Here is a 20339-nt window from a genome sequence, read left to right on the forward strand (position 1 = left end):
TTATTTCTCACTCTCTACCAGACCGCGCACGAACGCACGCTGCATGACTAATACGATCACCACCGGTGGGATCAGGGTTAACAGCATCGCCGCCATCACTTCATTCCACTGCGTTGGCGAACCGCTGGTGGAGATCATGCTTTTAATGCCCGCCACGGCGGTGCTCATCGACGCGTCGTTGACGATCAGCAGCGGCCACAGATACTGGTTCCAGCCGTAGATAAAGGTGATGACAAACAGCGCCGCCAGATTGGTTTTCGACAGCGGCAGCACGATGTCGCGGAAGAAACGCATCGGGCTGGCACCATCGATGCGCGCCGCTTCCATCAGCTCGTCCGGCATCGACATAAAGAACTGGCGGAACAGGAAGGTGGCCGTGGCTGAAGCCATCAGCGGCAGTGTCAGGCCGCTGTAGCTGTCGAGCATATTCAGATCGGCAATCACCTGCACCGTAGGGAAAATACGCACCTCCACCGGCAGCATCAGGGTGATAAAGATCATCCAGAAAAACAGACTGCGCAGCGGGAAGCGGAACCACACCAGCGCAAATGCCGAAATAATGGAGACGCTGATTTTGCCGATGGTGATCGCCAATGCCATAAACAGGCTGTTCATCAGCATCAGGCTGAAGGCCGGTCCACTGCCGTTCACCCCCCGCACCCAGATATTGCTGATGTTTTCCCACAGGTGGCTGCCGGGGATCAGCGTCATCGGCACCTGATAAACGGCATTGTTATCCAGCGTGGCGGCCACAAAGGCCACATACAGCGGGAACAGGATAGTCAGGATGCCGAGGATCAGCAGGGTATGGCTGAAGATATCCAGCCCGCGACGATTTTCAATCATTGGTAGCGCACCTTACGCTCAACAAAGCGGAACTGAATCACCGTCAGCACAATCACCAGCAGCATCAGCACCACCGACTGGGCGGCAGAGGAAGAGAGATCCAGCCCGGCAAAGCCTTCGCGGTAAATTTTATAAATCAGCGTGGTGGTGGCCTGCACCGGGCCACCGCCGGTGGCGGCATCGATCACCGGGAAGGTATCGAAGAAGGCATAGACCAGATTCACCACCAGCAGGAAGAAGCTCACCGGGGTAATCAGCGGCAGCGACAACGCGAAGAAGCGCCGCACCGGGCCAGCACCGTCAATCGCCGCCGCCTCAACCAGCGACTTCGGAATCGACTGTAATGCGGCAAAGAAAAACAGGAAGTTGTAGCTCATCTGCTGCCAGATGGAGGCTAGCACAATCAGAAACATCGCCTGCCCGCTGTTCTGCGCGTAGTTCCAGTTGTAGCCCCACTGGTTCAGCAGGTGGCTGAACAGCCCCAGCCCGGGGTTAAACAGAAACATCCACAGCACCGCCGCCACGACCGGTGCCACGGCATAAGGCAACAGCAGCAGCGTCTGATAGGTTTTTTTCAGGCGGATAACATAGTCCACCAGCGCCGCCAACAGCAGCGACAGCCCCATGCCGAAGAACGTCACCAGCCCGCTGAATTTGATGGTGGTCCAGAATGACTCGAGGTACAGACCGTCGCTGAACAGCCGCTCAAAGTTCTCCATACCCACAAAAGTACTGGAGATACCAAACGGATCGATGCTTTGCAGCGAATACCAGAGCGCTTCGCCCGCTGGCCAGATAAAGAAAATCGCCGTAATTACCAGCTGCGGCAACAGCAGCAGATAGGGCAACAAGCGATTGCGAAAGACGGGACGGGGCTGAGCCATAGTGGATTATCTCGTGCGGAACGGGGTCGGTATTAACGGGCACATCACCGATCGCCCCACGGGAGAGATCGGTGATGTGCCTTTGCAGGCAGACCGCCGCCCGGCCCGGAGGCGAGCGGCAGTCTGCACCGGCAACAGGTTACTTCGTCTGCTGCTCGAAGCGGCGCAGCAGCTCGTTACCACGCTTAACGGCGTTATCCAGCGCGGCCTGCGGCGTTTGCTTACCGGTCCATACGCCTTCCAGCTCTTCGTCAACGATGGTACGGATCTGCGGCATGTTGCCCAGACGCATCCCTTTGGTGAACGGCAGCGGATCTTTGTTCAGCATCTGGCGAGTTGCGATATCCGCGCCCGGGTTCTTGTCATAGAAGCCCTGCTGTTTGGTCAGCTCGTAGGCGGCGGTAGTGATTGGCAGGTAGCCGGTTTTCTGATGCCACTCGGCAGCGATTTCCGGCTTAGCCAGGAACTGCATAAACTCGGCGACGCCCTTATAGGTGGCATCGTCTTTGCCCTTCATCACCCACAGGCTGGCTCCGCCGATAATGGCGTTCTGCGGTGCGTTCGGCACGGTTTCGTCGTACGGCATCATGCCCACACCGAAGTTAAACTTGGCGTATTTGCGGATGTCGGCCAGCGAACCGGAAGAGGCGGTAGTAATGGCACAGTCGCCGTTGTAGAACTTGGAGGTGGATTCATCTTTACGGCCGAAGTAGGTGAAATCACCCTTCTTGTTCAGATCGGACAGCATCTGGATGTGGCGCACCTGTACCGGCTTGTTGAACTCCAGCACGGCATCGGTGCCGTCGAAGCCGTTGTTTTTGGTGGCGACCGGCAGACCGTGCCAGGCGCTGAAGTTTTCAATCTGAATCCAGCCCTGCCAGCCGCTGGCGTAGCCGCAGGACATGCCCGCTTTACGCAGCGCGTCGGTATCCTTCGCCAGTTCCTGCCAGGTTTTTGGCGGCTGATCCGGGTTCAGACCGGCTTTTTTGAAGGCGTCTTTGTTGTAGTACAGCACCGGCGTGGAGCTGTTAAACGGCTGGGAAATCAGCTCGCCTTTCGAATCGCTGTAGTAACCGGCTACCGCAGGCACGAACTGCTTCGCATCCATCGCGATACCGGCTTTTTTAAAGACTTCATTAACCGGGACGATGGCTTTCGATGCCATCATTGTGGCCGTACCCACTTCATATACCTGCAATACGGCCGGTGCTTTGCCGGTACGCACGGCAGCAATACCCGCCGCCAGGCTCTGTTCGTAGTTGCCTTTGTAGGTCGGCACAATTTTGTAATCAGGGTGAGTTTCGTTAAAACGCTTCGCCAGTGAGTCAACCTCTACGCCCAGCTCGCCTTCCATCGAGTGCCAGAACGGAATTTCGGTAGCGGCCAGCGCGCTGCCGCTGAAGGTCAGTCCCAGCACCATGCTGAGAGCGGTACGACGGAATGCGGTAGATGACATATCGGTTTCCTGTGCCCGTTTTAATGATGCGCGATTCCGCGCACTGTGTGAGTCGGCAAGTAACATGCCACGGCTAAATGACAGATTAATAATAGCGATGTGACGGAAATGTGACGGTCGAATGACGGGAATTTCGAAACGCGACGGCAGAAGTGAGAGGAATGTAACAACTTTGGTAATCAACAGAGAGAAGACGATCACAGATTTAGCGCACAGTTGGCCGCACGTTCGGGGCAAAAAAAGGGCAGCCACGTGGGCTGCCCTGGGTATTTATCCGCCGAGGTAGGCGCTTCTGACCGCCTCGTTGGCGAGCAATGCCTCACCCGTGTCTTCGAGCACCACATGACCGTTTTCGAGCACGTAGCCGCGATCCGCCAGCTTCAGTGCCTGGTTAGCATTCTGCTCAACGAGGAAGATGGTCATCCCCTCTTTGCGCAGCTGTTCGATGGTGTCGAAAATCTGCTGAATGATAATCGGCGCCAGGCCCAGCGACGGTTCATCCAGCAGCAGCAGGCGCGGCTGGCTCATCAGCGCACGGCCGATGGCCAGCATCTGCTGCTCGCCGCCGGACATCGTCCCGGCGCGCTGAATGCGGCGCTCCCACAGGCGCGGGAAAAGCTCGTAAACGCGCTTGATGCGTTCCTGATACTGCTGACGCTCGGCAAAGAAACCGCCCATCGCCAGGTTCTCTTCCACCGTCATGCGGGAAAATACCCGGCGGCCTTCCGGCACGATGGCGATGGCTTCACGCATAATGCGCGCGGTCTGCCAGTCGGTAATATCCTGACCGTCGAAGACGATGCTGCCCTGGGTCGCGCGCGGCTCGCCGCACAGAGTGCCCAAAATGGTGGTTTTACCCGCGCCGTTGGCACCAATCAGGGTGACAATTTCTCCCTGATTGATATGCAGGCTGACGTTATGCAGCGCCTGGATTTTCCCGTAGTGCGCGCTGATATTATTCAGAGAAAGCATGGGGTTACTCATCTTATGCCTCCCCAAGGTAAGCACGGATTACATCCGGGTTGTTGCGGATCTCTTCCGGCGTACCGTTCGCCAGCGGCGTCCCCTGGTTCACCACGTAAATACGGTCAGAAATACCCATTACCAGTTTCATATCGTGTTCAATCAGCAGTACCGAGACTTTATGCTCGCCGCGCAGTTCTGCGATCAGCTCATCCAGCTCGTGAGTTTCTTTTGGGTTAAGCCCCGCCGCCGGTTCGTCCAGCATCAGGATTTCCGGGCGCGTCACCATGCAGCGGGCGATTTCCAGACGGCGCTGCTGGCCGTAGGCGAGGTTACCCGCCTGACGGTTAGCCAGCTCAAGCAGCCCGACGCGCTTCAGCCAGGTAGCGGCGCGGTCCAGCGCATCGCTTTCCGCCCGGCGGAAGGCCGGGGTTTTCAGCAGGCCGGAGAAGACGCCGCTTTGCAGATGCTGATGCTGTGCCACCAGCAGGTTTTCAATCACCGTCATTTCACGGAACAGGCGCACATGCTGAAAGGTGCGCACCACGCCCATGCGGGCGATCTGCTGCCCGGGTAATCCGGCCAGCTGCTTATCGCCCAGCATAATCGAGCCGCCGGTCGGCTTGTAGAAACCGGTCAGGCAGTTAAACACCGTGGTTTTACCCGCCCCGTTCGGGCCGATAAGCGAGACGATTTCCTGCGGACGGAGTTCAAGCTGAACGTTGTTGACCGCCAGCAGACCGCCAAAGCGCATCATCAGGCCATTGACTGCTAACAAAGGCTGACTCATGCCTGCTCTCCTTTTTCCGCATTTTTCAACTTCAGGTGCGGACGCTTCATCGGCAACAGCCCCTGCGGACGCCAGATCATCATCAGTACCATCAATCCACCGAGTACCAGCATGCTGTACTCGTTCAGGTCACGCATCAGCTCACGCGATACCACCAGCAGTATTGCCGCAAGGATGACCGCAAACTGCGATCCCATGCCGCCCAGTACCACGATCGCCAGAACAAAGGCGGACTCGGCAAAGGTGAAGGATTCCGGACTGACGAAGCCCTGACGGGCGGCGAACAGGCAGCCGGCGAAACCGGCAAACGCGGCGCTGATGGTGAACGCGGTCAGCTTGATGCGCGTCGGGCTGAGGCCCAGCGAGCGGCAGGCGATTTCGTCTTCACGCAGCGCTTCCCACGCGCGGCCCAGCGGCATACGCAGCAGGCGGTTGATCACGAACAGGGTGATCACCACCAGCAGCAGCGCCACCATGTACAGGAAGATAATACGGTCGCTCGGGTCATACTTCAGGCCGAAGAAGTTATGGAAGGTGTCCCAGCCGCCGTCGCGTACGCTGCGGTTGAACTCCAGACCGAAGAAGGACGGTTTCGGGATCTGGCTGATGCCGTTCGGGCCACCGGTGATTTCGGTGTTGTTCAGCAGCAGAATACGCACGATCTCGCCGAAACCGAGCGTCACAATCGCCAGATAGTCACCGCGCAGGCGCAGCACCGGGAAGCCCAGCAGCAGACCAAATCCGGCGGCCACCATACCGGCCAGCGGCAGCGACTGCCAGAAACCCAGGCCGTAATAGTGATTCAGCAGCGCAAAGGTGTAGGCACCGATGGCGTAGAAACCACCGTAGCCCAGCACCAGCAGGCCGGATAACCCGACAACCACGTTCAGCCCCAGGCCAAGCATTACGTAGATCAGCGTCAGGGTAGCGATATCCACCGTACCGCGTGAAACGATAAACGGCCACACCGCCGCAGCGACGATCAGCGCCAGCAGGAACAGCTTCTGTTTCGGCGTTGAGCCATCAATGCCCGGCAGCACCAGCGAAGGGCCGGAGACTTTTTTCAGGCTACTCTGCACCAGCGGGCGCAGCATCTGGAAGATAAACACCACGCCGCAGCCGACGGCGATCCAGTTCCAGCGCACGTCTCCGGCGTTGTTAACCACCAGATGTGTACCGTCGAGGTTCAACCGCAGGCCCATAAAGAACGCGGCCAGCACCAGCAGCATCAGTGAAGAGACGAGCGCATTCAGCAGGTTAAGCTTTTTCATACTTTCTCAACCTCCGGACGGCCCAGAATACCGGTTGGCATCACCAGCAGCACCACAATCAGCAGCGCAAATGACACCACGTCTTTGTACTCGGTGCTCAGATAGGCAGAGGTCAGCGCCTCGGCAATACCGAGGATCAGTCCGCCCAGCATCGCGCCAGGGATACTGCCGATGCCGCCCAGTACCGCAGCGGTAAAGGCCTTCATCCCGGCCATAAAGCCGATGTACGGGTTAATCACACCGTAGAACTGGCCCAGCAGCACGCCGGCCACCGCCGCCATCGCCGCGCCGATCACAAAGGTCAGCGAGATCACGCGGTCGGTATTAATACCCAGCAGGCTGGCCATTTTCAGGTCTTCAGCACAGGCGCGGCAGGCGCGGCCCATGCGGGAATAGCGAATAAACAGCGTCAGCGCCAGCATGGCGAGGAAAGTCACCGCCCAGATCACCATCTGCATGGTAGAGATGGTGGCGGCAAAGCCGTTGCTTTCTCCCAGCGTCCACTGTCCGGTGACCAGGCTTGGCAGCGCGAGGTCGCGCGATCCCTGAGTCAGGCTGACGTAGTTTTGCAGGAAGATGGACATCCCGATAGCGGAGATCAGCGCGATCAGGCGCTTGGAAGAGCGTACCGGTTTGTAGGCCACGCGCTCGATGCTCCAGCCGTAGCAGCTGGCGATCACCACCGCCACCACAAAGCCGCAGCCGATCAGCAGCCAGCTGGCATCGATCCCCATCATCATCAAAGCAGCGATGACGATAAACGAGACGTAGCTGCCGATCATATAGACTTCGCCGTGGGCAAAGTTAATCATGCCGATGATGCCGTACACCATGGTGTAACCGATGGCGATCAGCGCATAGGTGCTGCCCAACGTCACACCGTTGAACATTTGTTGCAGGAAATAGAGAAACTGCTCGGACATACCTGAATACCTTACGATTCCTCCTGCGCAGGCAGGGCAGAAGGATGAATACAACAAAGGGCCGGGCAGGCCCGACCCCAACGGGGGATAGTCATCTCGCCGCAGGGGCCAGGCTGACCTGGCCCGCAGACGGGTTTATTTCACCGCCGAGGAAGAACCATCAGCATGCCATTTGAAAACGCCGAACTCGAAGCCTTTCAAATCGCCTTTCTCATCCCAGTTGAGATCGCCCATTACGGTTGGTACCGCCGCACCGGTTTTCAGGTTGTTGGCGATATCGGCTGGCTCTTCGCTCTTGCTGCGCTCCATACCGGCAGTCAGAGACTGTAGCGCGGCATAGGTTGTCCAGACGAATGGACCGGTTGGGTCCAGTTTTTTCGCTTTCAGCGCATCAACGATTGGCTGGTTAGCCGCAACCTGATCGTAACGCTTAGGCAGCGTCACCAGCATGCCCTCTGATGCCGCACCGGCAATGTTAGACAGTGAAGAGTTGCCCACGCCTTCCGGACCCATAAACTGAGTTTTCAGGCCTGCCGCACGCGCCTGGCGCAGGATCTGGCCCATTTCCGGGTAGTAGCCGCCGAAGTAGACGAAATCGATGTTTTCTTTCTTCAGGCGCGCAACCAGCGTAGAGAAGTCTTTATCACCGGCGGTGATACCTTCAAACATCACCACGTTGCCGCCGGATTTCTTCAGGCTGTCCTGAACGGAACGCGCCAGGCCTTCACCGTACTGCTGTTTGTCGTGAACCACGGCGATACGCTGCGGTTTGATGTCATTCAGGATGTATTTGGCGGCGGTTGGGCCCTGATCGGAGTCCAGACCGGTGGTACGCAGAACCAGCTTATAGCCACGGCTGGTCAGATCCGGTGCGGTAGCCGCCGGGGTGATCATCAGCACGCCTTCATCTTCATAGATATCTGAAGCAGGCTGGGTAGAAGAAGAGCACAGGTGGCCGATCACGTAGCGGATACCGTCGTTGATCACTTTGTTAGCGACTGCAACGGCCTGTTTCGGGTCGCAGGCATCATCGTATTCCACACCGACCAGCTTGTTGCCGTTCACGCCGCCTTTGGCGTTAATATCAGCAATTGCCTGCTTAGCGCCAGTAAACTCCATGTCGCCATACTGCGCCACCGGACCGGACATCGCACCCACGATCGCCACTTTGATATCTTTTGCTAACGCAGCGTGGCTCATCGCCAGGGCTACGCAGCCCGCCAGGAACGCACTACCTTTACTGATTTTCATCCGAACTTCCCCATCTGTTGTGATTTGGCTATTTTCTGCCGTCATTTTTCCTAATCGCTTTACAAAGAAAGGGTTAGGGGTTAATGCGGCATTTTTTTGGTATAAAGGCGTTAAATTTCAGGTTATTAAACAGGAATATTCTGCTGTAAATCAACTGACATATTCACTAAATCGCGGATGCAGCAGCATAATAAGCTGGCATTAACGATTGCTTTTAAGCCAGTTAACCAGCTTTTTATGCTGGACAATTACTAACCGAATAATGATTTACTCGGTAAATTGTTTAAATGAGAAACAGAACAGCTCGTTTTTGTACAGAAAAACTTCCACGCTTTAGTATGGTCAACTTCGCTACAATATGCCTTTCTGACCGACGAGTTTTTACAATGAAACTAACCATCATTCGCCTGCAACAATTCTCACTTCAGGACCACAGCGATCTGCAAAAAATCTGGCCGCAGGCCGATAGCCATGCGCTGGAACAGCAGCTGGATGACCAACATCAGCTCTACGCCGCACGATTTAATGAACGGCTGCTGGCGGCGGTACAGGTTGTGATTACCGGAAATGAAGGCAGGCTGTCGCAGTTGATGGTGCGGGAAGTGACGCGCCGACGCGGCGTCGGGCTGTATCTGCTGGAAGATACGCTGGCGCAGAATCCGCATATTACCCGCTGGCAGGTGGCAAACGACGGTGACGACAGCGCAGAGGCTATCGCCGCCTTTATGCAGGCGGCGGGTTTTCAGTTTGATGCGGAGCTACAGCACTACATCCACCAGCAGAGTAAATAGAACACCGCCAGAATCAGCAGCACGCTGAGCACCATATTGCGCACCTGCGCGGCAATGAGCACGCCCGCCAGTGCGCCATACAGATAGGGATTATCGCTCAGGGCGCGGACTTCACCGTGATTCAGCAAAATAATCGGCCCGCAGATTGCGGTCAGCAGGCAGGGCGCGGAATATTTCAGCGCTTCGCGGATTGCGGCGGGCAGCCTGACCGGCACCGCCGGTTCAAGGAACAGATAGCGGTTAAAAAACACGACCGCCGCCAGCGTTAACAGTAAAAACCAGCTCATCATGCCTCCTGCCGCAAACGGGCAATCATTACCGAACAGAACATGCCGCACACCCCGGCAATCGCAATGGCCCCTTCTATCTGATACAGGCTGAGCACCATCGACAGCAGCAGCGAAACGATCACGCCGCACAGCACGTTAAGGTTTTTTATCATCGGCACCACGATGGTGATAAAGGTGGCGACGATCGAGAAATCAAGATGGTAGCGATCCAAATCCGGGATCGAGGACGCCATAGCGATCCCCATCAGGCTGAACAGCGCCCAGCTGAGATAAAACGTCAGCCCTGCGCCAATCAGATAGCCCGGCGTCAGCTTCTCTTTCGGCTGCGCGCAGCTCAGAGCAAACAGCTCGTCGGTCAGCAGAAAACCGATCGGCAGGCGATAGCGCGCTTTCAGCACTGACACCGTTTCGCGCATCGTCAGGCCGTACAGAAAATGTTGGGCGGTGATAAAAAACACCGAAATGACAATGGTCGCCACGCTGGCACCGGACAGCATCAGTCCGAGCGTCACCAGCTGCGCCGCGCCGGCGAAAATCACCGTCGACATGGCGATACTTTGCGACAGGCTCAGCCCGCTCTGAACGGCCATCGATCCCGCCAGGATGCCCCACGGCACCACAGACAGGCAGAGCGGCAGCATGCCGCTGGCTCCGCGCCAGAAGCCGGACCACGGCGCGGGCTGCGGGGGAGAAAGGGAAGTAACGGGATGATTCATCTGACGGCTCCTGAGTAAATTCAGCAGCAGTGTGGCAGGCAGCGTCGGCGGAGGATTGAATAAAATTGCCTGAAGAGGCTGTGCTTCTGTTTATCCCCGGCGGCCCCGTTTCAGCGCCTGCACGTATTCGCCCGGCGTAACGCCCATCGAGTTTTTGAAATGGCGGGTAAAATGGCTTTGATCGGAGAAACCGCACAGGCTGGATACCTGAGCAATAGTCTCACCCTGCTTTAGCCGCACCTGCGCCTTCTGCAGCCGCGCCTGCACCAGCCAGGCGTGCGGCGTCATGCCGATGCTTTTCTTAAACTGGCGCAGGAAGTGCCACGGGCTGAGATGCGCGACGTCAGCGAGCTGCTGCAGCGACCAGTTCTTTTCCGGGCAGCTGGCCATCAGCTCCTGCACCGGCAGCACCGCGCGGCAGGCATCGGCCAGGTCGGGCGGCACAACGCGCGTGCGGCTGTAGCGCATCACCAGCCAGGAGAAGGCCGTCAGCAGCAGAGACTCTTTCAGCAGGCTGTTGCCCTGCTCCGGCAGCAGCGAGAACACCAGCCGCAGCTGGGCGGACAGCAGCCGCAGCTGGGCGGACAGCAGCGGATCGTGCAGCACCGCATCGGGGAACCACGGCACCGGGCCTGGCTCACTGCCTGCCGACAGCCGGGCGAAAAGATCGGGATGAGGATAGATAGCGCGATAAGACCAGCCGCCCGCCACTTCCGAACAGCCGGTGTGCACTTCGTCGGCGTTAACCAGAATGATATCGCCGCTCGGCGCTACGTGATCGCCCCCGGATCGCCAGAAGCGCTGCGCGCCGGTCTCAATCACCCCAACGCAGAAGGTGTCATGCACGTGGCGGGGAAAGCGGCGATGGCGATAGCTGGCATCCAGCATATTCATGCCGTTGAATTCCTCCACGCAGAACAGCGTGGCGCGCTCCTGCGGCGTATTCAGCGTCTCCATTTTCCCTCTCCCACTTTAGAATAAAATTGCTGTGCTGGTTGGTTTATTCTGACAACAAAAAACCGCCCCTGGAGGCGGTTTTTTTGTCTGGGCATCGCAGACGCCCGAAGCATTATGCTCAGGCTTCGATAGCCATACGCAGTTTCTTCATGGCGTTCTTTTCCAGCTGACGAACGCGCTCTGCGGAAACGCCGTAGCGATCGGCCAGCTCCTGCAGCGTGGTTTTGTTGTCGTCGTCCAGCCAGCGTGCGCGAATGATGTGCTGGCTGCGTTCGTCCAGCCCCTGCATCGCGTCGGAAAGCTTATCGGCCGCGTGATCTTCCCAGTTATCTTCCTCGATGCCGTTGGCAAAGTCAGAAGTTTTATCCTGCAGATAGAGCATCGGTGCCATAGAACGACCTTCGCCTTCATCTTCCGGCGTTGGGTCAAAGGTCATGTCCTGCGCGGCCATGCGTGATTCCATTTCGCGAACGTCTTTGCTGCTCACGCCCAGCTCGCGTGCCACCATTTCCACTTCGTCCTGGTTAAACCAGCCCAGACGCTGCTTGGTTTTACGCAGGTTAAAGAACAGCTTACGCTGAGCTTTAGTGGTAGCGACTTTGACAATACGCCAGTTGCGCAGCACGTATTCATGAATCTCGGCTTTAATCCAGTGCACGGCAAAGGAAACCAGGCGCACACCCACTTCCGGGTTAAAACGGCGCACGGCTTTCATCAGGCCGATATTACCTTCCTGAATCAGGTCTGCCTGCGGCAGGCCGTAACCGGAGTAGTTACGAGCAACATGAACAACAAAGCGCAGGTGAGACAGGATCAGCGTCTTAGCTGCTTCCAGATCGCCCTGGTAATGCAGCCGTTCAGCCAACGCTTTTTCCTCTTCTGCCGTCAGCATAGGCCAGGCATTAGCCGCCCGGATATAGGAATCCAGGTTGCCTAAAGGAGCAATAGCTAAAGTTTGCATTTCTTTGGTCATTCAAACCCTCTCAGTGTTTAGCATCGTGACTGCGTCAGATCCTGACGCGACTGATACCCTACGCGAAGTACAGCGCTAAATAGAAAGCATTCCGTGCGAATATCAATCTCTACAGGGATAAGACGCCGAAGTTATCCACAAGTTCAATTTTAATCAGGGATAATTTATACACGTTCTTAATGCCGTTGGCGAGTGCCGGATGAACAGCGGGAAGCGATGCGTTTTAACTTCCTCTGCGGCAAACGCTGATGCAGCAGAGGAAGATTATATCAAAAAAACGTGTAGAGGGGTTACTGCGGCGTAAATCGACGTAAATGTTGTACCGTCGCCAGCCAGGCGGCAATCCAGCCGATCATCGCAGCAATCAGCAGCAGCAGCAGGCTTTCATCCCACGTCATGCCGTGCAGAACAAAGGTGGTGCCGAACACCGTCGCAACCTGAGCTACCACGGACTCCAGCCGCATGACCAGCACACCGGAAAGCACCAGCGACAGCAGTGCACCGCTGAAGCCCAACAGCGCCCCACCGTACAAAAACGGGCGCAGCACAAAGCCATCGGTCGCGCCGATCAGCTTCTGCACGTTAATGGTATCGCGGCGGGCAAAGATGCTGAGCCGCACGCTGTTGCCGATCACCAGGAATACCGCGACGATCATCAGGATACCGATCATCGCCGCTACCTGCCCGACCAGTCCGGTCAGCGCAGCCAGCCGCGCAAACCAGCTGTCATCCATTTTCACTTCGTCCACGCCTTCCACTTTCGACACCCGCTCGCGCAGGCTGTCCATGGTGTTGGAGCTTTGGAAGTTGAGCTTCGGAGTAATAATCGCCACCGCCGGCAGCGGATTTTGCTCCAGCATATCCATCGCACCGCCGAAGCCGGACCAGTTACGGAACTCGCCCAGCGCCTCTTCGCGCGACAGATAATTCACTTTATCCACGCCGTCTTCGGCTTTGAGCTTCGCCACCACGCCTTCAGCCGCATCGTCATCCAGCGTTTTGCTGAAATAAACGGTGAGCTGCGGGGCCGGATACCACTGATCCGCCGCGGTGCTGACATTTTTCCACACCATATAGCACACGCTGGGCAGGGTCAGCGAAATCGCGATCACCATCACCGTCAGCAACGTAGCCAGCGGCTGACGCCACATTTCAGACAGCGATCCGCGCATCGCATAGCGCCACTGTTCCTGCCAGCCGCCCTTCAGCGCTTTGCTTTTTGACGGCATTTTAGGCTTTGCGGCTTTCGCAGCGGCCGGGCGGGCGTTACGTTTATTCACCACGATAACCTCCGTGCAGACGGCCCTGGTTCAGCGTCATCAGGCGGTAGTTACGGCGGGCAATCAGCCCCATATCGTGGGTGGCCATTAACACGGTGACGCCCACGCGGTTGAACTCTTCAAACAGCCGCAGGATATCCTCAGACAGCGCTTCATCAAGGTTACCGGTCGGCTCATCCGCCAGCAGCACCGCTGGCTTGTTCACCACGGCACGGGCAATGCCCACGCGCTGCTGTTCACCGCCGGACAGCTGAATGGGAAAACTCTTCGCTTTGTCGAGCAGGCCAACCTTATCCAGCGCGGCCGACACGCGGCGGCGAATATCTTCCCCGCTGGCACCGGCGATAATCAGCGGGATCGCGACGTTGTCATAAACCGAACGATCCATCAGCAGATGGTGATCCTGGAATATCATGCCGATCTGGCGGCGCAGAAACGGCACTTCGCGGCTTTTCAGACGGCTGATATCGTGGCCGCTGAACCAGATATGCCCGGCGCTCGGGCGCTCAATGCCACAAATCAGCTTCAGCAAGGTGCTTTTCCCTGCCCCGGAATGTCCGGTCAGAAACGCCATTTCGCCGGGGCGCAGATGAAAATCCACCCCCTGCAGCGCTTGCCGACCGCCGAGATAAGCCTTACTGACTTCTTCAAAGCGAATCATCCTAAATTAATCCTCTCGGGCAAATAGTGCCTCTATAAAATCGTCAGCCTTAAACGATCGCAAGTCTTCAATACTTTCACCTACGCCAATATAGCGGATAGGAATGTTAAACTGGTCGGCCACCGAGAAGATCACCCCCCCCTTCGCCGTGCCGTCAAGCTTGGTCAGCGTAATGCCGGTCAGGCCAACGGCTTCATGGAACAGTTTAGTCTGGCTGATAGCATTCTGTCCGGTGCTGGCATCAATGGTCAGCATAACCTCATGCGGCGCATCCTCATCCAGCTTCTTCATCACGCGGGTGATTTTCTTCAGCTCTTCCATCAGATGCGATTTATTCTGCAGACGACCGGCGGTATCGGCAATCAGCACGTCCACACCGCGCGCCTTCGCTGCCTGAATGGCGTCAAAGATCACCGAGGCGGAATCCGCACCGGTATGCTGAGCCACGACCGGAATATTGTTGCGCTGGCCCCACACCTGCAGCTGCTCCACCGCCGCCGCACGGAAGGTGTCACCCGCCGCCAGCATCACCGATTTGCCTTCGGCCTGGAACTGGCGCGCCAGTTTGCCAATCGTCGTGGTTTTACCGACGCCGTTAACGCCCACCATCAGGATGACAAACGGCGTCTTGCCGCTGACGTCCAGCGGTGCTTCAACGGTAGACAGGATGCCCGCCATCTCGGTTTTCAGCAGGCCGTACAGCGCTTCGGCATCGCGCAGATCCTTACGGCTGGCCTGAGCGGTCAGGTTAGCAATAATACGGCGGGTGGTTTCCACACCCACGTCGGCGATCAGCAGCTGTTCTTCCAACTCTTCAAACAGATCGTCATCAATTTTTTTGCCGCGGAACAGGCCGATAAAGCCGGAACCGAGGTTCTGGCGGGTTTTCACCAGGCTGCGCTTCAGGCGGGCGAAGAAGCCTTCCTTCGTCGGGCGAACCTGCTCGGCGGTAGCGGCAGCTTCGGCTTCAGCGCGGGCAGCGGCGGCGGCTTCCGCTTCAGCGCGGGCAGCGGCTTCCGCTTCAGCACGAGCGGCGGCTTCAGCTTCGGCACGGGCAGCGGCTTCCTCTTCGGCACGGGCAGCAGCTTCGGCTTCAGCACGAGCGGCGGCTTCCGCTTCAGCACGAGCAACGGCTTCTGCTTCAGCACGGGCAGCAGCTTCGGCTTCAGCGCGGGCAGCGGCTTCTGCTTCAGCGCGGGCAGCGGCTTCTGCTTCGGCACGGGCAGCCGCTTCCGCTTCAGCGCGGGCAGCGGCTTCCTCTTCGGCACGGGCAGCAGCTTCGGCTTCAGCACGAGCGGCGGCTTCCGCTTCAGCACGAGCGGCGGCTTCCGCTTCAGCACGAGCAACGGCTTCAGCTTCAGCACGGGCAGCGGCTTCTGCTTCGGCACGGGCAGCCGCTTCCGCATCAGCACGGGCAGCCGCTTCCGCATCAGCACGGGCAGCCGCTTCCGCTTCAGCACGGGCGGCGGCTTCGGCTTCCGCCGTAGAATCAGCAGCAGGTTGCGGGTCTAACGTTTCTTTTACGTCTTCCTGCTGTGCCTTGTCTTCACGCCCCAGACCAAGCCAGGAAAAAAAGCCACGTTTTTTATTCTTTGCCATGGTGCAACCACACTCCTCGCGGGAAAAACCGTACCGGTCCGAAAATAAGCGAAAACTGTCTCTCGCAACCGCACGCGGGCGTCACAGTGCGGTTGCGGGAGACAGCCTAATCAATCCCTTAGTCTAACACTTTCTGCTGAGTGCATTACAGTTCCCTTTTTACGTTTCCTCAGCCCGGTTAGCCCGTTAAACTGTGCAACAAATTATTAAGAGTTCAGTACGATGATCAAGAAAACCCGCAGCGGCGCAGCCGGGCAAATACGCATTATTGGGGGCCTTTGGCGAGGCCGTAAGCTGCCGGTTCCCGACAGCACTGGCCTGCGCCCCACCACGGATCGCGTTCGCGAAACGCTATTTAACTGGCTGGCCTCCGATATTCAGGAAGCCCGATGCCTTGACTGCTACGCCGGAAGCGGCGCACTGGGGCTGGAAGCGCTATCTCGCCATGCGGCCAGCACCACCCTGCTGGAACTGGAGCGCCCGGTAGCCCAGCAGCTGGAAAAAAACCTCGCCACGCTGGGGGCTAAAAACGGCAGGGTCATCAACACCAACACGCTGCAGTTTCTTGCTCAAAAAGGCGATGCGCATCATCTGGTGTTTATCGATCCGCCTTTTCGCAAGGGACTATTGGAAGAAACCGTCACTCTGCTGGAAAACAACGGCTGGCTGAGTGATGAAGCACTGATCTACGTTGAAAGTGAAGTTGAACATGGCCTGCCGCCGGTGCCGGTAAACTGGCAGCTGCATCGGGAAAAAGTTGCCGGCCAGGTGGCGTACCGTCTCTATATCCGGCATGCCGTTGCAGAACTTCCGCCCTCAGAGGCGTAATCAATACTATTGCCTGCAACACAGGCTCGGAGAATTAACATGTTAATTAATGCAGGCCGTCTGCTGATGGTTTTTGTCTGGGGATTTTTGCTGCTGAACGTTGTTCACCCGTTCCCTAAACCGCTGACCCACTTCGTTAACGTCGCGCTGTTCTTTATGGTCATTATGCACGGCTTACAGCTGGTGCTGATGCGCTCAACGCAGCCGAAAGAGTCCCCGAAGCTGAGCGGTTTTACCCAGGCGAAAATCTTCTTCTTCGGCGTGTTTGAGCTGCTGGCCTGGCAGAAGAAAAACTTCCCAAAACAGTAGACTCCCGCTCGGAAAATCCGCCGCAGGTTTCAGGCGGCGTTTGCCTTTTGTTAACAGTCGGAAGCCGTACAGGGAGTAAAACGGATAAAACGCGTCCCCTGTACCTGTAGCTCACCACGGCTGCCTTTATCGATCTGATGATAATCACTGGCGTCCAGCGCCAGCCTGATGTCCTCTGCGCCATTCAGCGGATGAAACCACGCCTCATAACGCATGTCTTCCACCGGGATCTGGTCACGCTGGCGCGAGCGCCGATCCGGTGCCAGATATTCCCGTTTCGTTTTCACTTCCACCATCAGGCTGCGTACGGGCGAAGCGTCGTTGGCGGAGTTTTCCCGTCGCTGCTTGATAAACTGCCGCGTTGCCAGCACGGCGATCAGCGCAACCACAACCAGAAAAATTATCGGTGGCTTCATAAAACGGTTTTCTCCAGGGATACGGGGAACATCACGCGATAAGCATACAACCGGACCAGGATGATTGTCACACCGCTGTCGGGTGGCCTAAACTGGGCGAAGTTGTGGAGTTTTTCGTCAATACAGGGAAAAATTATGATCTGGTCTTTTCTCGCAGTGCTTTTTTCCGGCTGGTTATACGTCGATGCCTCTTACCGCGGCCCGCAGTGGCAGCGCTGGGTGTTTAAACCCGTCACGCTACTGTTACTGCTGGCCTGGGCCTGGCAGGCACCCGTACTGAAAACCACCGACTATCTGATCCTGCTTGGCCTGCTGGCAACGCTGCTGGGCGATGCCCTGACCCTGCTGCCCGAACGGCGCATGCTGTATGCCATCGGCGCGTTTTTCCTTTCTCATCTGCTGTACACCCTGTTCTTCGCCAGCCAGATGACGCTGAGCTTTTTCTGGCCGCTGCCGCTGGCACTGCTGATTATTGGCGGGCTGCTGATTGCCACGGTCTGGAGCAGACTGGAGGAGCTGCGCTGGCCGGTGTGCACCTTTATCGGCATCACCTTGCTGATGGTCTGGCTGAGCGCCGAGCTGTATGTCTTCCGCCCAACCGACTACAGCTTCACGCTGATGGTGGGCGCCTCCCTGCTGCTGCTGGCCAATATCGTCTGGCTGGTCAGCCACTATCGCTTCCGCTTTAATGCCGATCGGGCGATTATTGCCGCCTGCTATTTTGCCGGTCACTTTATGATTGTGCGTTCGCTGTGGCTGTAGGGCTTGACTCTGGAGTGGACTCCAAAGTGTAAGATAGTTTTATGGCGGGCACTGACGCCCGCCGCTATCTTTCAGGAGGCGCTATGCACTCGCATTCTACTTGCAGCTGTGGTCACGACCACGCCCCCCATCAGCACGGTTGCAGCACTTCGGCCAAACGTCCCGTTATACGCAAAATCACCGCGATTAGCGCAGCCAGCGTAGAAACGCCCTGCTGCGGCGATGCCTCCTGCAGTTCGGGAGACACCGCCGACGACGAGGGCGACAGGCGAGCGGGACTCTCCCGCTACAGCTGGCAGGTTCAGGGTATGGACTGCCCAAGCTGCGCGCGCAAAGTCGAAACCGCCGTACGGCAGCTAAGCAGCGTGGATCGGGCCCGCGTGGTCTTTTCCAGTGAAAAACTGGTGGTTGATGCCAACAGCGATGTGCGTAATGACGTTGAGAAAGCCGTGGCCCGCGCCGGTTTCCAGCTTCAGCGCAGCGATGCGCCAGACGCCGCTAAAACTGCCCAGCCCGCCCCCGGATTTTGGCAGGAGAATCGCAGCCTGATCCTGCTGGCCGTTCTGATGGCCGCCAGCTGGCTGCTGGACAGCGTCAACCCCGCAGCAGGCCAGCTTGCCTTTATTGCGACTACGCTTGTCGGCGTCTGGCCGATTGCACTCAGCGCACTGCGCCTGATGCGCAGCGGTTCCCCCTTCAGTATCGAAACCTTAATGAGCGTGGCTGCGATTGGCGCACTGTTTATTGGCGCAACGGCCGAAGCGGCGATGGTGCTACTGCTGTTTATGCTGGGTGAACGACTGGAATCATTTGCCGCCAGCCGGGCGCGTAAAGGCGTCACGGCGCTGATGGCACTCAAGCCTGACCAGGCGGTGCGCATCAATGGTTCCACCCGTGAGAACGTACAGGTCAGCGCCCTGCGCCCGGGCGATTGTATTGAAGTTGCCGCCGGGGCGCGTCTGCCTGCGGATGCCAGGCTGCTCAGCCCGTTTGCCAGCTTTGATGAAAGCGCGCTTACCGGTGAATCAATCCCTGTTGAACGCCAGCAGGGAGAATCCATTGCCGCCGGTAGCCTGAGCGTGGATCGTCTGGTGCAGCTGGAAGTGGTTTCGAAACCGGGCGAAAGCGCCATCGACCGCATTCTGCATCTGATTGAAGAAGCGGAAGAGCGACGTGCTCCGATTGAACGCTTCCTCGATCGCTTCAGCCGCGTCTATACCCCGGTGATTATGGCGCTGGCGCTGGCCGTTGCCGTTATTCCGCCGCTACTGATGGGCACGGAATGGCAGCCGTGGATCTATAAAGGGTTAACGCTGCTGCTGATCGGCTGCCCGTGTGCGCTGGTGATCTCCACCCCTGCCGCGATTACGTCCGGACTGGCGGCGGCAACCCGCCGCGGTGCGTTAATTAAGGGCGGCGCGGCGCTGGAAAGCCTGGGTAGCGTTCGCACCATCGCCTTTGATAAAACCGGTACGCTCACCGAGGGTAAACCCCGGGTCACCGCCATTCAGCCGTTTGCACAGCGGGATGAAGCGTGGCTGCTGTCAACGGCAGCGGCGATTGAGCAGGGTTCCTCGCATCCGCTGGCGCAGGCCATTGTCGCTGCCGCCGCAGAGCGCGAGTTAACTTTACCTGCCGCCACGGAACAGCGGGCGCTTGCCGGTAGCGGAGTGGAAGCAATAGTGAGCAATCGCTTACTTTCAATCAGCGCGCCGTCAAAAGTCGATGCAGAACGACTGGCTCAACATCGATCCGCCGTTGAGGCGCTGGAAAGCGCGGGCAATACGGTGGTGATCCTGCACGATACAGAGCAGCTTTATGGCCTGATCGCGCTGCGCGATACCCTGCGTGAAGATGCCAGAAACGCGCTGGCAGAACTAAAAGCAATGGGCATTCAGGGTGTGATGCTGACCGGAGATAATCCACGGGCTGCGGCGGCTATTGCCGGTGAACTGGGCATTGACTACCGCGCCAGCCTGCTGCCGGAAGATAAGGTGGCGGCGGTCAGCGCGCTTAACCAGCAGCAGCCGGTGGCAATGGTTGGCGACGGCATCAACGATGCGCCAGCCATGAAGGCAGCAACGATTGGTATTGCAATGGGCAGCGGCAGCGATGTGGCGCTGGAAACGGCTGACGCGGCGCTGACTCATAACCGGCTTACCGGGCTGGCGGCGATGATTGGCCTGTCGCGTGCCACTCACGCCAATATTCGCCAGAACATTACCATCGCGCTGGGGCTGAAGGCGGTGTTCCTGCTGACCACCCTGCTGGGGATCACCGGGCTGTGGCTGGCGGTGCTGGCGGATTCGGGTGCAACGGCATTAGTGACCGCTAACGCCCTGCGGCTGCTGCGCCGCAGATCGTAACTGTAGC

Annotated in this window: 21 protein-coding genes; 5 read left to right on the top strand and 16 right to left on the bottom strand. The window is 57.9% G+C overall.

Annotation, left to right across the window (positions count from 1 at the left end; genetic code table 11):
- The 8 genes from ugpE to IBT47_RS14255 form a co-directional block, all read right to left on the bottom strand.
- A complete protein-coding gene (gene ugpE, locus IBT47_RS14220; RefSeq protein ID WP_200560914.1) occupies positions 1–846 on the bottom strand; it encodes a sn-glycerol-3-phosphate ABC transporter permease UgpE in 846 nt (281 codons plus the stop codon).
- Positions 843–1730, bottom strand: coding sequence for a sn-glycerol-3-phosphate ABC transporter permease UgpA (gene ugpA, locus IBT47_RS14225; protein ID WP_105594073.1), 888 nt, complete (start codon positions 1728–1730; stop codon positions 843–845). The genes ugpE and ugpA overlap by 4 nt, the downstream gene beginning before the upstream one ends.
- Before the next feature lie 139 nt (positions 1731–1869).
- Positions 1870–3186 carry a sn-glycerol-3-phosphate ABC transporter substrate-binding protein UgpB gene (gene ugpB / locus IBT47_RS14230; protein WP_105594074.1) on the bottom strand — a complete coding sequence of 439 codons (1317 nt, stop codon included), beginning with the start codon at positions 3184–3186 and terminating at the stop codon, positions 1870–1872.
- A 270-nt stretch (positions 3187–3456) separates the two neighbouring features.
- Positions 3457–4170 carry a high-affinity branched-chain amino acid ABC transporter ATP-binding protein LivF gene (gene livF, locus IBT47_RS14235; RefSeq protein ID WP_105594075.1) on the bottom strand — a complete coding sequence of 238 codons (714 nt, stop codon included), beginning with the start codon at positions 4168–4170 and terminating at the stop codon, positions 3457–3459.
- A 1-nt stretch (position 4171) separates the two neighbouring features.
- Entirely contained in the window at positions 4172–4939 is a 768-nt protein-coding gene (gene livG / locus IBT47_RS14240; RefSeq protein ID WP_105594076.1) for a high-affinity branched-chain amino acid ABC transporter ATP-binding protein LivG, read from the bottom strand.
- Positions 4936–6210, bottom strand: a complete 1275-nt coding sequence (locus IBT47_RS14245; protein ID WP_105594077.1) for a high-affinity branched-chain amino acid ABC transporter permease LivM — start codon at positions 6208–6210, stop codon at positions 4936–4938. The genes livG and IBT47_RS14245 overlap by 4 nt, the downstream gene beginning before the upstream one ends.
- Positions 6207–7133, bottom strand: a complete 927-nt coding sequence (gene livH / locus IBT47_RS14250) for a high-affinity branched-chain amino acid ABC transporter permease LivH (protein WP_123334125.1) — start codon at positions 7131–7133, stop codon at positions 6207–6209. Before livH ends, IBT47_RS14245 begins: the two co-directional genes overlap by 4 nt.
- A gap of 135 nt (positions 7134–7268) precedes the next feature.
- Complete coding sequence (locus IBT47_RS14255) at positions 7269–8384, bottom strand: branched-chain amino acid ABC transporter substrate-binding protein (protein WP_105594079.1); 1116 nt, start codon at positions 8382–8384, stop codon at positions 7269–7271.
- A 386-nt stretch (positions 8385–8770) separates the two neighbouring features.
- Between IBT47_RS14255 and panM the strand changes: the two genes are divergently transcribed.
- Complete coding sequence (panM, locus tag IBT47_RS14260) at positions 8771–9175, top strand: aspartate 1-decarboxylase autocleavage activator PanM (protein ID WP_200560915.1); 405 nt, start codon at positions 8771–8773, stop codon at positions 9173–9175.
- Here panM and IBT47_RS14265 read toward each other — a convergent pair.
- The 7 genes from IBT47_RS14265 to ftsY all read right to left on the bottom strand — a co-directional run bounded on the left by IBT47_RS14265 (position 9151) and on the right by ftsY (position 15651).
- A complete protein-coding gene (locus tag IBT47_RS14265; protein ID WP_200560916.1) occupies positions 9151–9462 on the bottom strand; it encodes an AzlD domain-containing protein in 312 nt (103 codons plus the stop codon). The genes panM and IBT47_RS14265 overlap by 25 nt on opposite strands.
- A complete protein-coding gene (locus tag IBT47_RS14270) occupies positions 9462–10181 on the bottom strand; it encodes an AzlC family ABC transporter permease (RefSeq protein ID WP_200560917.1) in 720 nt (239 codons plus the stop codon). The genes IBT47_RS14265 and IBT47_RS14270 overlap by 1 nt, the downstream gene beginning before the upstream one ends.
- 90 nt (positions 10182–10271) lie before the next feature.
- Positions 10272–11138 (bottom strand): AraC family transcriptional regulator, encoded by an 867-nt coding sequence (locus IBT47_RS14275; RefSeq protein ID WP_200560918.1) that lies wholly within the window; start codon positions 11136–11138, stop codon positions 10272–10274.
- 118 nt (positions 11139–11256) lie between these two features.
- On the bottom strand, positions 11257–12111 hold the full coding sequence (gene rpoH / locus IBT47_RS14280) for an RNA polymerase sigma factor RpoH (RefSeq protein WP_105594083.1): 855 nt from the start codon (positions 12109–12111) through the stop codon (positions 11257–11259).
- A 290-nt stretch (positions 12112–12401) separates the two neighbouring features.
- Positions 12402–13394: a permease-like cell division protein FtsX gene (gene ftsX / locus IBT47_RS14285; RefSeq protein ID WP_200546764.1), complete on the bottom strand. Its 993-nt coding sequence runs from the start codon at positions 13392–13394 to the stop codon at positions 12402–12404.
- Entirely contained in the window at positions 13384–14052 is a 669-nt protein-coding gene (gene ftsE, locus IBT47_RS14290; RefSeq protein WP_105594085.1) for a cell division ATP-binding protein FtsE, read from the bottom strand. The genes ftsX and ftsE overlap by 11 nt, the downstream gene beginning before the upstream one ends.
- Before the next feature lie 6 nt (positions 14053–14058).
- Positions 14059–15651, bottom strand: coding sequence for a signal recognition particle-docking protein FtsY (gene ftsY, locus IBT47_RS14295; RefSeq protein ID WP_200560919.1), 1593 nt, complete (start codon positions 15649–15651; stop codon positions 14059–14061).
- 222 nt (positions 15652–15873) lie between these two features.
- On the opposite strand from ftsY, the gene rsmD reads away from it, so the two are divergent.
- Complete coding sequence (rsmD, locus tag IBT47_RS14300; protein WP_200560920.1) at positions 15874–16479, top strand: 16S rRNA (guanine(966)-N(2))-methyltransferase; 606 nt, start codon at positions 15874–15876, stop codon at positions 16477–16479.
- A gap of 39 nt (positions 16480–16518) precedes the next feature.
- Positions 16519–16788 carry a DUF1145 family protein gene (locus tag IBT47_RS14305; protein WP_200546767.1) on the top strand — a complete coding sequence of 90 codons (270 nt, stop codon included), beginning with the start codon at positions 16519–16521 and terminating at the stop codon, positions 16786–16788.
- A gap of 50 nt (positions 16789–16838) precedes the next feature.
- On the opposite strand, the gene IBT47_RS14310 is transcribed toward IBT47_RS14305, so the two are convergent.
- Positions 16839–17204: a DUF2500 domain-containing protein gene (locus tag IBT47_RS14310; protein ID WP_200560921.1), complete on the bottom strand. Its 366-nt coding sequence runs from the start codon at positions 17202–17204 to the stop codon at positions 16839–16841.
- A gap of 135 nt (positions 17205–17339) precedes the next feature.
- Here IBT47_RS14310 and IBT47_RS14315 point away from each other — a divergent pair, with 135 nt between their 5' ends.
- Both IBT47_RS14315 and IBT47_RS14320 read left to right on the top strand, forming a co-directional pair.
- Positions 17340–17966 (top strand): lysoplasmalogenase, encoded by a 627-nt coding sequence (locus IBT47_RS14315; RefSeq protein ID WP_200560923.1) that lies wholly within the window; start codon positions 17340–17342, stop codon positions 17964–17966.
- Positions 17967–18049: 83 nt separating this feature from the next.
- Positions 18050–20332: a zinc/cadmium/mercury/lead-transporting ATPase gene (locus IBT47_RS14320; RefSeq protein ID WP_200560924.1), complete on the top strand. Its 2283-nt coding sequence runs from the start codon at positions 18050–18052 to the stop codon at positions 20330–20332.
- Positions 20333–20339: the final 7 nt, after the last annotated feature.

Origin of the sequence: Erwinia sp. S43 (assembly GCF_016624745.1) — a bacterium.
Lineage (GTDB): Bacteria > Pseudomonadota > Gammaproteobacteria > Enterobacterales > Enterobacteriaceae > Erwinia > Erwinia coffeiphila.